The sequence below is a fragment of the Dolichospermum sp. UHCC 0352 genome, from assembly GCF_009711925.1.
Classification (GTDB): Bacteria; Cyanobacteriota; Cyanobacteriia; order Cyanobacteriales; family Nostocaceae; genus Dolichospermum; species Dolichospermum lemmermannii.
Window position 1 is genome coordinate 1 of record NZ_VIKY01000218.1, and the last position, 15,846, is coordinate 15,846.

Sequence of the window (15,846 nt, forward strand, 5' to 3'; positions counted from 1 at the left end):
AAACTGGGATAACTGAGGGATATAGACTGAAACTCTCTATAGAATCTCCGCGTCTTTAGACCGGAGAGTGTCAACTAAATCCTATGGTTTTCTGGAAAAACTTTCATAAGACCTCTGCATCCTTCCTATCTGCCCTGGAACGTGCCAGACTATCAATAGCATCCCCTAAGGCTGTAGTCAGACCTTTGCGGGTTTGAGCGTGATTTTCTTGCTCTAGTTTCAAAGCTTGTAATAAATAATCACGTTCTTGAATAACTTCTAATAATTGAGTTTGTAACTCTTCTATAGAATTAAATTGGGCAATTTGTTGCTGAATAGCTGTGGTGCTGTCAGTACCTATTTCAGTATTGACACCTAAAAATTTTTGTTCTTCAGCTTTTACAGATGCTATGGCTTCCTGGTGCATTTTCGTATCTGCACGTCGTTGCTCTGCTTCGGTATTATAAAGTTGTCGCCATTTTTGCGAACTTTCCCAAGCTTCATCTCGTTCACGCTGAAATTTCGTCATCTGTTGTGTCAGAGACTGAATTTCGGCTAACCATTTTTGTGTTAAATGGGTGGAGTTATCAATATTTTCGGTCATTATTTTAGTTAAGTGTAGTTAATAGTTCAGGAGGATGAGCAGGAGGGGAAGGAGTTGCTTTAGGAACAGTTGTTTATCAAAATACAGGCAAAATAATGTAGAATATACCCCATCTACCTATAAAAAATTATCTAATTCATGATTAAGGCACTAAAACTACCCCAGAAATTAATGCTGCTTGGTTCAGGTGAACTAGGAAAAGAATTTGTAATTGCTGCTCAACGTTTAGGCAATTATATCATTGCTGTGGACAGATATGCCGATGCTCCGGCGATGCAGGTGGCTGATTGTGCAGAAGTTATCTCTATGCTGAGTGCTGATGATTTAGAAGCAGTCGTAAATAAACATCAGCCCGATTTTATTATTCCTGAAATTGAAGCAATTAGAACTGAAAAATTACAAGAATTTGAGCAAAGAGGAATTACAGTTATTCCCACAGCAGCGGCGACTAACTACACGATGAACCGCGACAGAATTAGAGAATTAGCACATCAAGAATTAGGAATTAGAACTGCTAAATATGGTTATGCTGTTACTTTAGAAGAATTAATTATCATTTCCGAAGAAATTGGTTTTCCTAATGTTGTAAAACCTGTGATGTCATCTTCAGGAAAAGGTCAATCTGTAGTTAATGACAGCAGCGAAGTCGCAAAAGCTTGGAATTATGCCATTTCTAATTCTCGTGGTGATAGCCAAAAGGTAATTGTTGAAGAATTCATTAATTTTGAAATTGAAATTACTTTACTGACAATTAAACAATGGAACGCACCCACAATTTTTTGTAATCCCATTGGCCACCGTCAAGAAAGAGGAGATTATCAAGAATCTTGGCAACCCGCAGCTATTTCTGAAGATAAAATTTTAGCATCTCAAGAAATTGCCAAAAAAGTTACTGATGCTTTGGGTGGTGCGGGAATTTTTGGTGTTGAGTTTTTCATTACTAAAGATGAAGTGATTTTTTCGGAACTGTCTCCTCGACCTCATGATACAGGAATGGTGACATTAATTTCTCAGAATTTGAATGAATTTGAATTACATCTCCGAGCCATTTTAGGTTTACCAATTCCCCATATTGAACAGTTAGGATTTTCAGCAAGTGCGGTAATTTTAGCTGCCGAAAAGTCTGATTCTATTACTTTTACTGGTGTAGCTGAAGCTTTAGCCGAAAAAGATGTAGATATTAAGTTATTTGGTAAACCTACGGCTCATCCTTATCGTCGTATGGGGGTAGCTTTAGCAAAAGGTGGGGATATTTCCGAAGCTAGAGAAAAGGCTACAAAAGCAGCTAGTCAGGTGAAAATAAATTGATATATTTATTTTTAATATTGAAACTATATCATGACAACAAACAAAACTTTCGTCCCTGCTGCTTTAACAATTGCCGGTTCTGATAGTGGTGGGGGTGCGGGAATTCAAACCGATTTACGGACTTTTGCTTTTCACTGCGTCCACGGAACAAGTGCTATTACCTGCATTACAGCCCAAAATACTGTAGGAGTCAGCAGGGTTGATGCGATCGCATCCGATGCTGTTGTCGCCCAAATTCAGGCGGTTGTAGAGGACATTGGCGTACAATCTGCAAAAACGGGAATGTTACTTAACCAAGAAATTATCTTGGCTGTAGCCCAGCAAATAGCAGCTTATAAAATTAATAATTTAGTAGTTGATCCTGTGATGGTATCACGCACAGGAGCGCAATTAATTGATGATGATGCCGTGCAAACTTTACGGAATACTCTGATTCCCTTAGCATCTATTATTACTCCAAATCGCTATGAAGCGCAGATTTTAAGCGGGTTAGAAATTACTTCTTTAGCAGATATGCAAGCAGCAGCGGCAATTATGCACAGGGAATTGGGAGTAAAGGCTGTTTTAGTCAAGGGTGGAGGAATGTCTGGAAATTTGCGGGGTGTTGATGTTTGGTTTAATGGAGAAAAATTGCAGATTTTGAGAACGAAACAGGTAGAGACAAAAAATACTCATGGCACAGGTTGTACTTTATCAGCGGCCATTGCTGCTAACCTAGCTTTAGGTAAAGACCTCTGGACAGCAGTACAAGCCGCAAAAGAATATGTTACAAATGCTCTTACCTATTCTCTAGATATTGGCAAAGGACAAGGACCAGTAGGCCACTTTTTCCCATTATTGATCAAATAAACCAATTTTTTAAAAAGTCGTATTAATCACATATAATTAGTTACTATACTGATAGGTTTAATTATTTAATCCCAGAAATACGCAGAAAAATAGTTACGGGCATTTTTCCCTTATTTTTGGGCATAATTTCATCAATAACTATATTCTGCTCCTGATTATCCTTACTCTAACTACTGTATTTTGATACTAAAATATCCATGGAAACAACTACAGGATCTAATTATAGTCAACCACCTAACAACTACCCTCCCTCTGTTCCCCTTTGGGTTTACCGAGAATTGACAGCGGAGTTACAAGCAGTACAATCTAAACTAAATGTAGTTACTAGTCATAATCAAAAATTATCCCAGGAAAATCAACAACTGCGTCAAGAAATAACTAAAGTTATTGAATCTTGCTTAGAACTAAAAAAATTAGTTGAGACTTCAGCACCCAGCCCTCCCGCACCACCGTGTCCTCATAACGAGGAAGAATATCTACCTCAACCTACACCCCGTAATCATCAGGAGGTGAGATATACAAATAAGCCAACCGTGACAACAGCACCTCCACGACAACAGCCTACTACCCCTCGTCGAAAAGCAGTAATAAAAGCTACACCTCCCCAAAACGGTCGTCAGGAGTCTGTTACACCAACAAAAGATGTTAATTTTCCAGTATCAGAAAAAGTATTGATAGAAGAAAAGAAAGTCCGTTATTCTCCTAATCCTCAGTCTCAGACAAAAGGATTAAATGGGTTATGGCTAGTAATTACTATTATATTCATTATGCTAACTGGTTTTGCGGCTGGATATTTAATTGTCCGTCCTTTATTCCAAAATCAGATTCAACCTGCAACAATTAAAAATTAAAAAAAATTAACTAGTTTAGTCATCTAAAGCTGAATCAACCTATTAGTAAGAAACTTATATTTGTACCGAGATTTGAACTTTTACGAAATCACGAAAAACCTAGACGTGTAGGGGTTTAGCACTGCTAAACCCCTACCTATGAAAATTGACAGAAAATTACCTATCAACAGAACCCATGATTACGTCAATACTACCAAGAATAACAACGATATCCGCAACCTTCATTCCCCGCAGTAAATGAGGAAGAATCTGCAAATTGTTGAAATCTGCGGCGCGGATTTTCCAGCGCCAAGGGAAAACATTATTTTCACCAACTAAATAAATTCCCAATTCTCCTTTTCCACTTTCGACGCGGGAGTAAATTTCACCTTTGGGAACTTTGAAAGTAGGAGAAACTTTTTTAGCAACGTATTGATAATCAAAAGCATCCCATTCAGATTTTTTTCCAGCCATTATCCGTTTCGCTTCCAGGTTTTCGTAGGGTCCTCCGGGTAATCCTGCAATAGCTTGGCGAATGATTTTTACAGATTCGCGCATTTCTCGCATCCGTACCATGTAACGAGCAAGACAATCACCAACGGTTTCCCACTGAACATCCCAATCGAAATCATCGTAACATTCGTAGTGGTCAACTTTCCGTAAATCCCATTTCACCCCAGAAGCGCGTAACATTGGTCCAGAAAGTCCCCAGTTAATCGCTTCTTCACGGGTAATAGTTCCCAAACCCTCAATGCGGCGGCGGAAAATGGGGTTATTGGTAACTAAACGTTCATATTCATCAACTTTAGGGATAAAATAGTCGCAGAAATCTAAACACTTATCTACCCAACCATAGGGTAAATCAGCAGCAACACCACCCACGCGGAAGTAGTTGTGATTTACCATGCGGTAGCCAGTGGCGGCTTCCCACAGATCATAAATCATTTCCCGTTCCCGGAATTGGTAGAAAAAGGGTGTTTGCGCGCCCACGTCAGCGAGGAACGGACCAAACCATAATAGGTGGTTAGCAATGCGGTTTAGTTCCAGCATAATCACGCGGATATAGCTGGCGCGTTTGGGTACGGTGATACCTGCTAATTTTTCCGGTGCGTTGACTGTCACCGCCTCATTAAACATCCCCGCAGCGTAGTCCCAACGGCTGACGTAGGGAACGTACATGATTGTCGAACGGTTTTCGGCAATTTTCTCCATTCCCCGGTGTAGGTAGCCTATGACTGGTTCACAGTCAACGACATCTTCACCGTCTAAGGTCATAATTAGTCGCAAAACCCCGTGCATTGAGGGGTGGTGAGGTCCCATATTTAGCACCATTGGTTCGGTGCGGGTTTCTATTCTACTCATAGATTTGCTGTTCTCCCGTTGTGGATGTTGTAAATTGACCCGCTAAGATTAACCTGCTGCGATTGTTATTGTCTGCCAAAATTTAGCTTATAGGGATAATTTCTAGATTATCTCTACAGGGTGACGTTGGAGAGAGAATAGCAGAGTCGGTTTTGGACTTGATGTTTTATTTTGTGCCGCTACTTCAATTATTATAGGGAAGCTTGATATATCAGGGATTGAGAATCTGGATTTTTTTCATGTACCTGGGGGGTGTGGGAATGGGGAGAAATCTTCGCGGTTTGGATGACTAAACTAAAATTGTATCAAGGTCTTGGTGATTTTGCTGGTAGTTAAGATAGATTTAATTTATAATTACTCTAATTAATATCTATGGTTAAATCTTAGCTCACGCAGAGGCGCTACAGGCACGGAGGAAGAGAAACGGAGTTTTTTCAGGGGTGTGATTTAGTTATGAATTATTTACAAGTTTATTTTCAGGAAGTTAATCAAGTTTATCAAGGTCAAAATGCTACTGAACATAGTTATCGTCCTGCTTTGAAGAGGTTAATGGAGTCTTTAGATTCTGGTATTCAAGCTATTAATGAACCCAAACGAATAGCTTGCGGTGCGCCGGATTTTGTGGTAAGGAATGGTGTTTTGGAAGTTGGTCATATTGAAGCTAAAGATATTGGTGTTTCTCTCAAGAAAGTAGAAAAAACTTCACAAATGGGGCGTTATTTTCAGGCTTTAGGTAATTTGATTTTAACTGATTATTTAGAGTTTCGCTGGTATATTCAAGGAGAATTAAAATTAACTGCTTCTTTAGGAACTTTTGATAAAAACAAAAAAATCAAAGTTGATAAAGAAGGAATACAAGCAGTTGATCAACTTTTACAGCAATTTTTATTAGCTAAAGTTCCCCAAGTCACGACACCCAAGGATTTAGCTAAACGTATGGCTAGTTTAGGACAATTGATGAGAGATGCAATTAAAACGGCTTTACAGGATGTAAATCATGGGGGAATGTTACGTCAGCAGTTGGAGTCATTTCAACGAGTATTAATTAAGGATTTAACCGTTGAACAATTTGCAGATATGTACGCCCAAACTATTTGTTATGGGTTATTTGCAGCACGGTGTAATACTGATAATCCTCATACTTTTTCACGGGAAACAGCAGCTTTTAAATTACCGAAAACTAACCCATTTTTAAGAAGTATTTTTGGACAAATAGCCGGACCTGATTTAGATGATAGAATTAGTTGGGCTGTGGATAATTTAGCGAATATTCTGCAACAAACGGAAATGGCAGAAATTCTCCAGGATTTTGGTAAACGTACCCGCAGAGAAGACCCTGTTGTGCATTTTTATGAGACGTTTTTGGCAGAATATGACCCCAAAATGCGAGAATCAAGAGGGGTTTATTATACTCCTGAACCTGTGGTTAATTATATTGTTAAAAGTGTAGATTATATTCTCAAGCATAAGTTTAATATTAGTAAAGGTTTAGCAGATTCTAAAAAGATTAAAATTCCTAATCCCAATGGTGAGGGAACTATCGAAACTCATCAAGTTTTGATTTTAGATCCTGCGGTGGGGACGGGAACTTTTATGCACAGTGTAATTGATTTTATTTATGATAAGTTTAAAAATCAAAAGGGGATGTGGTCAAGTTATGTGAGTCAACATTTATTACCCCGATTATTTGGTTTTGAATTGTTGATGGCACCTTATACTGTAGCACATATAAAATTAGTTTTACAGTTGCAAGAATTGGGTTATGATTTTAGTTCTGAGGAAAGGTTGAGGATTTATTTAACAAATACTTTACAAGAGGCTTTTCAGATTCCTGCTGCTGATGGTTTTATGAACAGAATTAGAGATGAAGCAGAAGCAGCAAAGGATATAAAACAAGATGTTCCTGTGATGGTAATTTTAGGAAATCCTCCTTATTCTTATGAATCTATAAATACTGACCCTTGGATTGTGGGATTAGTTAGAGATTATTATCAAGTAGACGGTAAACCTTTAGGAGAAAGAAACCCGAAAGGATTATTAGATGATTATGTAAAGTTTATCCGTTTTGCTCAACATCGAGTATCAGAAACGGGTTATGGTATTGTGGCTTTAATTACGAATCATGGTTATTTAGATAATCCCACTTTTCGGGGAATGCGTCAAAACTTGATGCAAACTTTTGATGAGATTTATGTTTTAGATTTACATGGTAATAGTAAGAAGAAAGAAGTTTGTCCTGACGGTTCACCAGACAAAAATGTTTTTGATATTCAGCAAGGTGTAGCAATCAGTATTTTTATTAAATATGAAAATAGTCAGCAAAAGTTAGCAACGGTTTATCATGCTGATTTATGGGGTACGAGGGAGGTTTATGAAAATAAGGAGTTGGTTGGAGGTAAGTATCATTGGTTAGCGGAAAATGATATTAGTTCAACTGATTGGAAAATTGTCAAACCTGAAGCTAAATTTTATTTATTTAACCCTCAAAATACCAGTTTATCATCAGAGTATGAACAAGGATGGAAAGTTATTGATATCATGCTAGTGAATGCTGCTGGTATAAAAACCCATAGAGATCATTTTGCTATTGATTTTGAGGAGGAAAGCATTACTCAAAAATTTAGAGAATTGCGAGAAACTAATTTATCTAATGAAGACTATAGCAATAAATATAATATTCACGATCATCAAGATTGGCGATTAGATAAAGTCCGTCAATTAATTCGCTTAGATAACCAATGGAAAGATAAAATAATTAGTTGTTTATATCGCCCTTTCGATTGGCGTTACTGCTATTATAGTGATCTAATAATGGATAGACATAGACGAGAATTACTTGATCATGTTTTTAGAAAAGATAACTTATGTTTAGGTTTAGGTCGTCAAGGAATTGCTGTAAATGATCCTATATGGTCTTTGGTATCAGTTGCGAACCAACCTATTGATACTAATATTTTTAGAAGAGGTGGAGTTAATATTTTCCCTCTTTACCTTTACCCAACAGATACCCCAACTTTATTTGATTCTATCCCAACTAATACACCTAGAGGACGTAAACCGAATTTATCCCCAGAATTTATTAGTGAATTTTCCCAAAAACTAGATTTAGAATTTATGTTTGATGGAAAAGGAGATAAAAAACAAACCTTTGGACCAGAGGATATTTTTAATTACATTTACGCTATCTTTCATTCTCCTAACTACCGTCAACGTTACGCTGAATTTTTAAAGATTGATTTTCCGCGTGTTCCTTTAACTTCCAATTCTGCGCTTTTCTGGGAATTAGTAATCAAAGGTGATAAATTAGTTAAATATCATTTAATGAAAGAAACAGGAACAGAAATTTCTACCTATCCTATTCCTGGTTCTGATATTGTGGAACAAGTTAAATATAATGAAAATCATCAACAAATTTGGATAAATGCTGAACAGTATTTTGATCAAGTTCCGCAACAAATCTGGAATTTTTACATTGGGGGTTATCAAGTTTGTCAAAAATGGCTAAAAGATAGAAAAGGAAGAGAATTGAATTTTGATGATATTAGCCATTATCAAAATATTATTTCTATCATATCGGAGACTGTAAAGATTATGGAAGATGTTGATAAAATCATTGATAAATATGGTGGTTTTCCGTTAGAATAGAATGCTGCAAAAGTAGGGGTTTAGCATTGCTAAACCCCTACAATTAAATACTAATTACCAATAAGTTTATAATGCAATCAGATTTACAAACACCCCTAGATTTAGAAGAAGTTACATTTTCTCATATTCCCGTTCTCAGTCAAGAAGTGATTACAGGTTTAAATATCCAACCTGGTGGAAATTATTTAGATTTAACCGTTGGTGGTGGTGGTCACAGTCGCTTAATATTAGAAACTGCTGAAGATGTGAAAATTACCGCAGTTGACCAAGATGAAGATGCTTTAAAAGCCGCAAAAGAGAATTTATCAGAATTTGGAGATAGAGTCAAATTTATTCATAGCAACTTTGCCAATTACCAATTTATCGAAAATAGTTATGATGGAATTTTAGCCGATTTAGGAGTAAGTTCCTATCATTTAGATAATCCAGAACGAGGTTTTAGTTTTAGAAATACCGCAAATTTAGATATGCGAATGAACCAACAACAATCCCTCACCGCTGGAGATATTATAAATGAATGGGACGAAAAAGAATTAGCAGATATTTTCTTTAAATATGGTGAAGAGAGACTTTCGAGAAGAATAGCCAGAAGAATAGTTGAGAAACGCCCATTTGATACTACTACAGAATTAGCAAATGCGATCGCATACTCCGTCCCCCCTAAATACCGACATGGGAGAATTCACCCCGCAACTCGTGTTTTTCAAGCCTTACGAATTGCTGTCAACGACGAATTAAAAGTCCTAGAAACCCTCATAGAAAAAGCCCCAAACGCCCTGATTCCTGGGGGAAGAATCGCCATAATCAGCTTTCACAGCTTAGAAGACAGACCAGTTAAACATGGTTTGAGAAATTCGCCATTATTGAGGATATTGACAAAAAAACCCATAATTGCCACAGAAGAAGAAATAAAACAAAACCCCCGTTCTCGTTCTGCTAAATTGAGAATAGCAGAAAAGAAAAACATAGATAATTGACACCCTTAAACTCCTTCTTCCTTTGCTCCTTCTTCCTTTGCGCCTTTGCTCCTTAGCGCCTTTGCGCGAAACCTTAATCTAGATTTCCCATGCAAAACACCCTCCGTCACCGTCGCCAAAAACTAGCAGAAATCATAGACTTTCCCGCCATTCTCTGGTCTGGTGATAGCAGTCCCCGCAACTTCCCAGCCAATACCTTCCCCCACCGCGCCAATAGCCATTTCCTCTATTTCGCCGGAATTCCTCTCGAAAATGCCGTCATTCGCCTAGAAAGTGGCAAGCTACAACTATTTATAGATGACCCCCACCCCAGTAGCGCCCTGTGGCATGGAAAAACCCCCAGCCGAGAAGAAATTGCTGCCAAAATAGGCGCAGATGAAGCCAAAACCATGGCAGAATTAGGAAATTATTTAGAAAATGTGGCGACTCTTCCTGTACAAGATGCAACTACTTGGACACAGCAAACCCAACTTTTAAATCGCCGGATTTTACCAAAAAATCCCCTGTCAGGAATTGATTTAGAATTAGCAAAAGCCATTGTTTCCCTGCGACTTACCCACGACGAAGCCGCCTTGGTAGAATTACGTAAAGCTGCGGCAGTGAGTGTAACAGCCCACAAAGCCGGAATGGCGGCAACACCTTCAGCTAAACTCGAAGCCGAAGTCCGTGCCGCAATGGAAGCAGTAATTATGGGTGAAAATATGACCACTGCCTACACCAGTATTGTGACAGTTCATGGTGAAGTTTTACACAATAATCATTATTACCATTCCCTGCAATCAGGAGGTTTACTTTTAGCTGACGTAGGTGCGGAAACCGCGACGGGTTGGGCTGCGGATATTACCCGCACTTGGCCTATTTCTGGGAAGTTTTCATCTACCCAAAGAAATATTTATGATATTGTTTTAGCTGCCCATGATACTTGTATTCAAAATATAGCTCCTGGTGTAGAATATGCAGATATTCATCTATTAGCAGCAACTACAATTGCTGAAGGTTTAGTAGATTTAGGAATTTTACGAGGTAAACCAGAAGATTTAGTAAAAATGGATCTTCATGCTTTATTTTTTCCCCACGGAATTGGGCATCTTTTAGGTTTAGATGTTCATGATATGGAAGATTTGGGAGACATTGCCGGCTATGATCAAGGAAGAAGCCGAAGTAGTCGTTTTGGTTTAAGTTATTTACGGTTAAATCGTCCCTTGCGTGCAGGAATGTTAGTGACAATTGAACCAGGATTTTATCAAGTTCCCGCAATTTTAAATGATCCAAAAACTCGTTCTCAATATCAAGATTTAGTCAATTGGGAACGATTAGCACAATTTTCAGATGTGAGGGGAATTCGCATTGAAGATGATGTATTAGTTACAGAATCAGGAAGTGAGGTTTTAACAGCCGCATTACCAAATCAAGCCAGTGCTATTGAAGATTTAGTTGCTTGTTAAATATGGTATGCTAAAAAACGTGAATTTATTAAAAATGCTTCCGGAACAACCAGAGCCTATTTTATTAGCCCAGATTTTTGCCAAGCTTACCTCTCTTGGTCGTATTCACAATGCTTCTACAACCGTTGAACCCTCGTAATTTGACCAAGGTATTGTTGGGCGATCGCCTTTCTAGCAGCAGCAAAAGCAGCAGATTCTGGATTTTCAGAAGAAAGTTCATGAGCGATTCCTACGGAGCGCTTCGCTATCGCATCGGCATCGATCACTGGTAAATTAGATGCAGACAACTTGGTTAGACTAGATTTTCCCGATCCGTTAGCACCAGCAATGACAATTAACTCTGGCATATCTCATTGGATTTCTTCCAGAATTTCTTCGCTGCCATCTTCTCGTAACCGATATTCATATTTTCGGCCATCGGATTCCTCCCGTACCAACTTTTCCCCAATAGCGTGCATTCCTTGGCAAAATATTTGCATTTCTCACAGGAAGACGCATCTTTGTGTGATCCCAACCCACTGGATAAATTTTTACGCTATGCAATCAATCCTCAACAATTGCGAGCAGGAATCGAACTCTGGGTAGCCGCATTTCCTTCAGCACACAATTTCTTACCATCTCCACACAAAGCAGGTCAGATTGTCCCCACAATAGGCAATGCGATCGCCTCCAATCTTGGACAATCCGCCGAATATATTCATGTCCAATCAGCCAAAACTGATGAAGAAATTTATCAAACATTACTCGCCAGTGCTGCTATTCCTTTAGCATTTAAATCGCGCCAGATTGATGACAAGCATTATGTTGATGGTTGGCTAGGTGATAATGTCCCTCTCAAAGCCTTAGCAAATCGCGGTTGTACCCATGCGATCGTCATTCATTTAGGAAATGGTGAACTTTGGAATCGTCATGAATTTCCAAACCAAACAATAATTGAAATTCGTCCAACAGAAGATATGGGTGGTCTTAACAAATTACTAGATTTCAGTCCCGAACGGATTCAACTCTTGCAAAACCGAGGTTATCAAGATGCTAAACGGATTCTCGAACCAATTTTACAAACACTGATGATCAAGCGATCGCGCCAAGAAAGTTTTGCGCGGCTTCAGGAAACATCAAAGCGATTAAGAGACGATTCACCAATATATTAATTAAAACTGAATGATGAAACAGCCTTGGGGTGCGGTACAAATAAACAAGGCGCTGTGCGCTATTATTTCGGGTGTGGGGATAGGGATGATCTCCTGGGGGTGTAATGCTAATAACTCCCAGCTTCAAGAGACAAGATGGAATATATATAGAAATAATCGTTATGGTTTTGAGTTTCCTTATCCGAATACTTGGCAGCAATTAGGAAACCCAGACAACAGTGATGGTATTGCTTTAGTTTCACCAAACAAAAAAAACGTAGAAATTCGCGCTTATGCAAGTAAGCCTATATTAAAGTCCTTAACTGAAAATCCTCAGCCAGTCCCTAATTTTCGGACTCATCAGGGGTTTTCTGGGGTATTGGCTGTAGAAGCGGGGGAAAAGGTGACTGTGATTAAATTGACTATTAGCCAAGGGAACTTGGAGTATCACTGGCAAGGACAAAGCGGCAGCAAAGACTTTCAAAATTATTATCGGCTGTTTTACTACATTGCCCAGGAGTATAAAATTAGTCAGTAGTCAACTTAACGTAAATTGATGCCCCTTCCAGCCAGGGAATAAATTCCCTGTCTAAAAGTTAAAGTCGGTTAAAACCGACTGTTGGAGCATATTGACACTCTCAGGGAGCCAAGCCGCGCTCGTTTTACGCTTACCGGATGCTCTTATAAATAGGATAATTTTTGATTTTGAGTTAACCAGAGTGCGTTTTAACGCACTTTAGCTTTTAGACCAGAACTTAAGTTCCGGGCAGGAATGTTGCAGCCAAACAAATAAGCTATCCCTAGCCTAAGCAGCCAGTTTTACTCAGTGACTCGGTGACTCCTGCTGTAATTGATTCCTGTCTTAGTGAGAATTTAATGATGAAGAAGGGACACAAAACCTGGTAGATTTAGCTATCAGCGAGTAAAAACTGGTAAAGATGAAAGTCCTGGTAATTGGTGGTGATGGGTATTGCGGTTGGGCAACCGCGCTTTACCTTTCTAATCGAGGTTATGAAGTTGGAATTTTAGATAGTTTGGTGCGGCGACATTGGGATAATGAATTGGGTGTAGAAACTCTTACCCCAATCGCACCAATTCAGCAACGTCTCCAGCGGTGGCAGGATTTGACTAGCAAGTCTATTGATCTGTTTATCGGCGATATTACTAATTACGAGTTTCTGCACAAAGCCTTACACGAATTTCAACCAACTGCAATCGTGCATTTTGGTGAACAGCGTTCAGCGCCATTTTCCATGATTGACCGTGAACACGCTGTTCTTACCCAAGTCAATAATGTGGTTGGCACGTTGAACTTGCTGTACATTATGCGGGAGGATTTCCCAGATTGCCATTTGGTGAAATTGGGAACAATGGGTGAGTATGGAACTCCCAACATTGACATTGAAGAAGGATACATCACGATTGAACACAACGGCCGCAAGGATACTTTGCCCTATCCTAAGCAGCCTGGTTCTATGTATCACTTGAGCAAAGTCCATGATAGCCATAATATCCACTTTGCTTGCCGGATCTGGGGTTTAAGGGCTACAGACTTAAATCAAGGGATAGTTTACGGTGTCTTAACCGACGAAACGGGGATGGACGAACTGTTAATTAACCGCCTGGATTATGATGGCGTATTTGGTACAGCACTGAATCGCTTCTGTATTCAAGCAACTGTAGGACATCCCCTCACCGTCTACGGTAAAGGTGGACAAACTCGTGGCTTCTTGGATATTCGGGATACGGTGCGATGTATTGAATTAGCGATCGCTAATCCTGCCGAACCAGGAGAATTCCGTGTGTTTAACCAATTTACCGAACTATTTAGCGTCGGTGACTTGGCAATGATGGTGAAAAAAGCCGGTAACGCTATGGGACTGAATGTGGATATTAACCACATAGACAACCCCAGAGTGGAGAAGGAAGAACACTATTTCAACGCCAAAAACACCAAACTCTTGGATTTGGGTTTACAACCGCATTTACTCTCGGATTCTCTACTTGATTCACTATTAAACTTTTCCGTCAAGTATCAGCACCGAGTTGATCACAAACAAATTCTTCCCAAAGTCTCTTGGCATAGAAAATAGGTGACAGGTGACAGGTGACAGGTGACAGGTGACAGGTGATAGAAAGAGCGTAAGAGGCAACAGTAGATTAATTTTCCACTCCTGACTCCTAACTGCGCCCCTACCTCCTGACTTCTGACTCCTGACTCCTGACTCCTGACTCCTGACTCCTACCTCCTTCTTTTTATGAGAATTGCTCTATTTACAGAAACCTTCTTACCTAAAGTTGATGGCATCGTGACCCGCTTGCGCCATACTGTTGACCATTTACAACGTCATGGCAATCAAGTTCTGGTATTTGCCCCTGAAGGTGGCATCACTGAACATAAAGGCGCGAAAGTTTACGGAGTTAGTGGCTTTCCTTTGCCTCTCTATCCTGAGTTAAAAATGGCACTGCCTCGCCCGGCAATTGGTCATGCTTTGGAAGAGTTTAAACCAGATATTATTCATGTTGTTAATCCCGCAGTTCTGGGATTATCAGGGATTTTCTATAGTAAAGTTCTGAAAATTCCTTTAGTGGCTTCTTATCATACCCACTTGCCCCAATACCTGCAACATTACGGACTGGGAATGTTAGAAGGGTTACTTTGGGAGTTGCTTAAAGCTGGTCATAATCAGGCTGAGTTAAATTTGTGTACCTCTACGGCAATGGTAAAGGAACTTTCAGCCCATGGAATTGAAAGATGTGATTTATGGCAACGGGGAGTAGATACAGAATTATTTCATCCTGATTTAGTCAGTGCGGAAATGCGATCGCGCTTATCCCAAAATCATCCAGATAGCCCCTTGTTACTGTACGTTGGTCGTCTTTCTGCTGAAAAGGAAATCGAACGTATTAAACCAATTCTAGAAGCCATTCCTGATGCCAGATTAGCATTAGTCGGCGATGGACCCCACCGACAAACTTTGGAAAAACACTTTGCGGGGACAAATACTTATTTTGTCGGTTATCTGATGGGTAAAGAATTAGGTTCGGCTTTTGCCAGTGCTGATGCCTTTATTTTTCCTTCCCGCACAGAAACACTGGGATTAGTTCTGCTAGAAGCTATGGCCGCAGGGTGTCCTGTGGTAGCAGCCCGTTCTGGAGGTATCCCTGATATTGTTACAGATGGAGTTAATGGATATCTTTTTGATCCGCAAGCCGATATTCAAGAAGCGATTAATGCTACAATCCGTCTGTTGAAACAACGGGAGGAAATCACTATTATCCGCACAAATGCCCGTGCAGAAGCAGAAAAATGGGGATGGACATCGGCTACACAACAACTTGAAGATTATTATCAAAAAATAATCTTAAATAGTAGCAGGAGTCAGGAGTCAGGAGTCAGGAGTCAGAAGCGAGAATAAGAGGGCTGGCTTTTTCTCTAAATTTTCCACCTCATTCAATTGCATACAGCCAGGAATTTTTGCACCATTACCAGGCTGGCCGCAATGCTTATATATTAAGGGATTTTACCCAAGCGATCGCCCGCTTCAAATTAGCTCAAGTCATCGAACCGACAAATCAGGCTGTTCATATCCATTTAGAGCGCGCCTATAAGTACCAGCAAATACCGCCACCAAAGTCCTGGGATGGTGTTTGGACAATCATCACGAAATAGTCAGTTGTTCGTTGTCAGTAGGGGCGAAGCATTTGGAAGATAAA

15 protein-coding genes are annotated in these 15,846 nt (G+C 39.6%); 11 read left to right on the top strand and 4 right to left on the bottom strand.

Annotated features, from left to right (window positions below):
- Positions 1 to 103: 103 nt before the first annotated feature.
- Positions 104 to 583 (bottom strand): hypothetical protein, encoded by a 480-nt coding sequence (locus FJR06_RS15310; protein WP_015083618.1) that lies wholly within the window; start codon positions 581 to 583, stop codon positions 104 to 106.
- A gap of 138 nt (positions 584 to 721) precedes the next feature.
- On the opposite strand from FJR06_RS15310, the gene purT reads away from it, so the two are divergent.
- The 3 genes from purT (at position 722) to FJR06_RS15325 (ending at position 3,591) form a co-directional block, all read left to right on the top strand.
- On the top strand, positions 722 to 1,891 hold the full coding sequence (gene purT, locus FJR06_RS15315) for a formate-dependent phosphoribosylglycinamide formyltransferase (RefSeq protein ID WP_015083617.1): 1,170 nt from the start codon (positions 722 to 724) through the stop codon (positions 1,889 to 1,891).
- A 30-nt stretch (positions 1,892 to 1,921) separates the two neighbouring features.
- Positions 1,922 to 2,740 (top strand): bifunctional hydroxymethylpyrimidine kinase/phosphomethylpyrimidine kinase, encoded by an 819-nt coding sequence (gene thiD, locus FJR06_RS15320; protein ID WP_168651735.1) that lies wholly within the window; start codon positions 1,922 to 1,924, stop codon positions 2,738 to 2,740.
- A gap of 197 nt (positions 2,741 to 2,937) precedes the next feature.
- A complete protein-coding gene (locus FJR06_RS15325) occupies positions 2,938 to 3,591 on the top strand; it encodes a hypothetical protein (RefSeq protein ID WP_148760878.1) in 654 nt (217 codons plus the stop codon).
- Positions 3,592 to 3,747: 156 nt separating this feature from the next.
- Here the strand turns inward: FJR06_RS15325 and FJR06_RS15330 are convergent, their stop codons facing one another.
- Positions 3,748 to 4,932 (bottom strand): NAD(P)H-quinone oxidoreductase subunit H, encoded by a 1,185-nt coding sequence (locus tag FJR06_RS15330; protein WP_015083614.1) that lies wholly within the window; start codon positions 4,930 to 4,932, stop codon positions 3,748 to 3,750.
- 453 nt (positions 4,933 to 5,385) lie between these two features.
- Between FJR06_RS15330 and FJR06_RS15335 the strand changes: the two genes are divergently transcribed.
- From FJR06_RS15335 to FJR06_RS15345, 3 genes are all read left to right on the top strand, one after another.
- Positions 5,386 to 8,577, top strand: a complete 3,192-nt coding sequence (locus FJR06_RS15335; protein WP_168651736.1) for a type ISP restriction/modification enzyme — start codon at positions 5,386 to 5,388, stop codon at positions 8,575 to 8,577.
- 71 nt (positions 8,578 to 8,648) lie between these two features.
- A complete protein-coding gene (gene rsmH, locus FJR06_RS15340) occupies positions 8,649 to 9,554 on the top strand; it encodes a 16S rRNA (cytosine(1402)-N(4))-methyltransferase RsmH (RefSeq protein WP_168651737.1) in 906 nt (301 codons plus the stop codon).
- Between the two features lie 89 nt (positions 9,555 to 9,643).
- Positions 9,644 to 10,999 carry an aminopeptidase P family protein gene (locus FJR06_RS15345; RefSeq protein ID WP_168651738.1) on the top strand — a complete coding sequence of 452 codons (1,356 nt, stop codon included), beginning with the start codon at positions 9,644 to 9,646 and terminating at the stop codon, positions 10,997 to 10,999.
- Between the two features lie 116 nt (positions 11,000 to 11,115).
- On the opposite strand, the gene FJR06_RS15350 is transcribed toward FJR06_RS15345, so the two are convergent.
- Positions 11,116 to 11,346 (bottom strand): dephospho-CoA kinase, encoded by a 231-nt coding sequence (locus FJR06_RS15350; protein WP_041458605.1) that lies wholly within the window; start codon positions 11,344 to 11,346, stop codon positions 11,116 to 11,118.
- Positions 11,347 to 11,349: 3 nt separating this feature from the next.
- Complete coding sequence (locus FJR06_RS24730) at positions 11,350 to 11,478, bottom strand: hypothetical protein (RefSeq protein ID WP_256369510.1); 129 nt, start codon at positions 11,476 to 11,478, stop codon at positions 11,350 to 11,352.
- A gap of 21 nt (positions 11,479 to 11,499) precedes the next feature.
- Here FJR06_RS24730 and FJR06_RS15355 point away from each other — a divergent pair, with 21 nt between their 5' ends.
- The 5 genes from FJR06_RS15355 (at position 11,500) to FJR06_RS15375 (ending at position 15,802) form a co-directional block, all read left to right on the top strand.
- Complete coding sequence (locus FJR06_RS15355) at positions 11,500 to 12,150, top strand: patatin-like phospholipase family protein (RefSeq protein WP_168651739.1); 651 nt, start codon at positions 11,500 to 11,502, stop codon at positions 12,148 to 12,150.
- Between the two features lie 10 nt (positions 12,151 to 12,160).
- A complete protein-coding gene (locus tag FJR06_RS15360) occupies positions 12,161 to 12,667 on the top strand; it encodes a hypothetical protein (protein WP_168651740.1) in 507 nt (168 codons plus the stop codon).
- Between the two features lie 400 nt (positions 12,668 to 13,067).
- Entirely contained in the window at positions 13,068 to 14,222 is a 1,155-nt protein-coding gene (locus tag FJR06_RS15365) for an NAD-dependent epimerase/dehydratase family protein (RefSeq protein ID WP_148762415.1), read from the top strand.
- A 165-nt stretch (positions 14,223 to 14,387) separates the two neighbouring features.
- Positions 14,388 to 15,548: a glycosyltransferase family 1 protein gene (locus FJR06_RS15370; protein WP_015083608.1), complete on the top strand. Its 1,161-nt coding sequence runs from the start codon at positions 14,388 to 14,390 to the stop codon at positions 15,546 to 15,548.
- 59 nt (positions 15,549 to 15,607) lie between these two features.
- On the top strand, positions 15,608 to 15,802 hold the full coding sequence (locus tag FJR06_RS15375; protein WP_323294571.1) for a hypothetical protein: 195 nt from the start codon (positions 15,608 to 15,610) through the stop codon (positions 15,800 to 15,802).
- Positions 15,803 to 15,846: the final 44 nt, after the last annotated feature.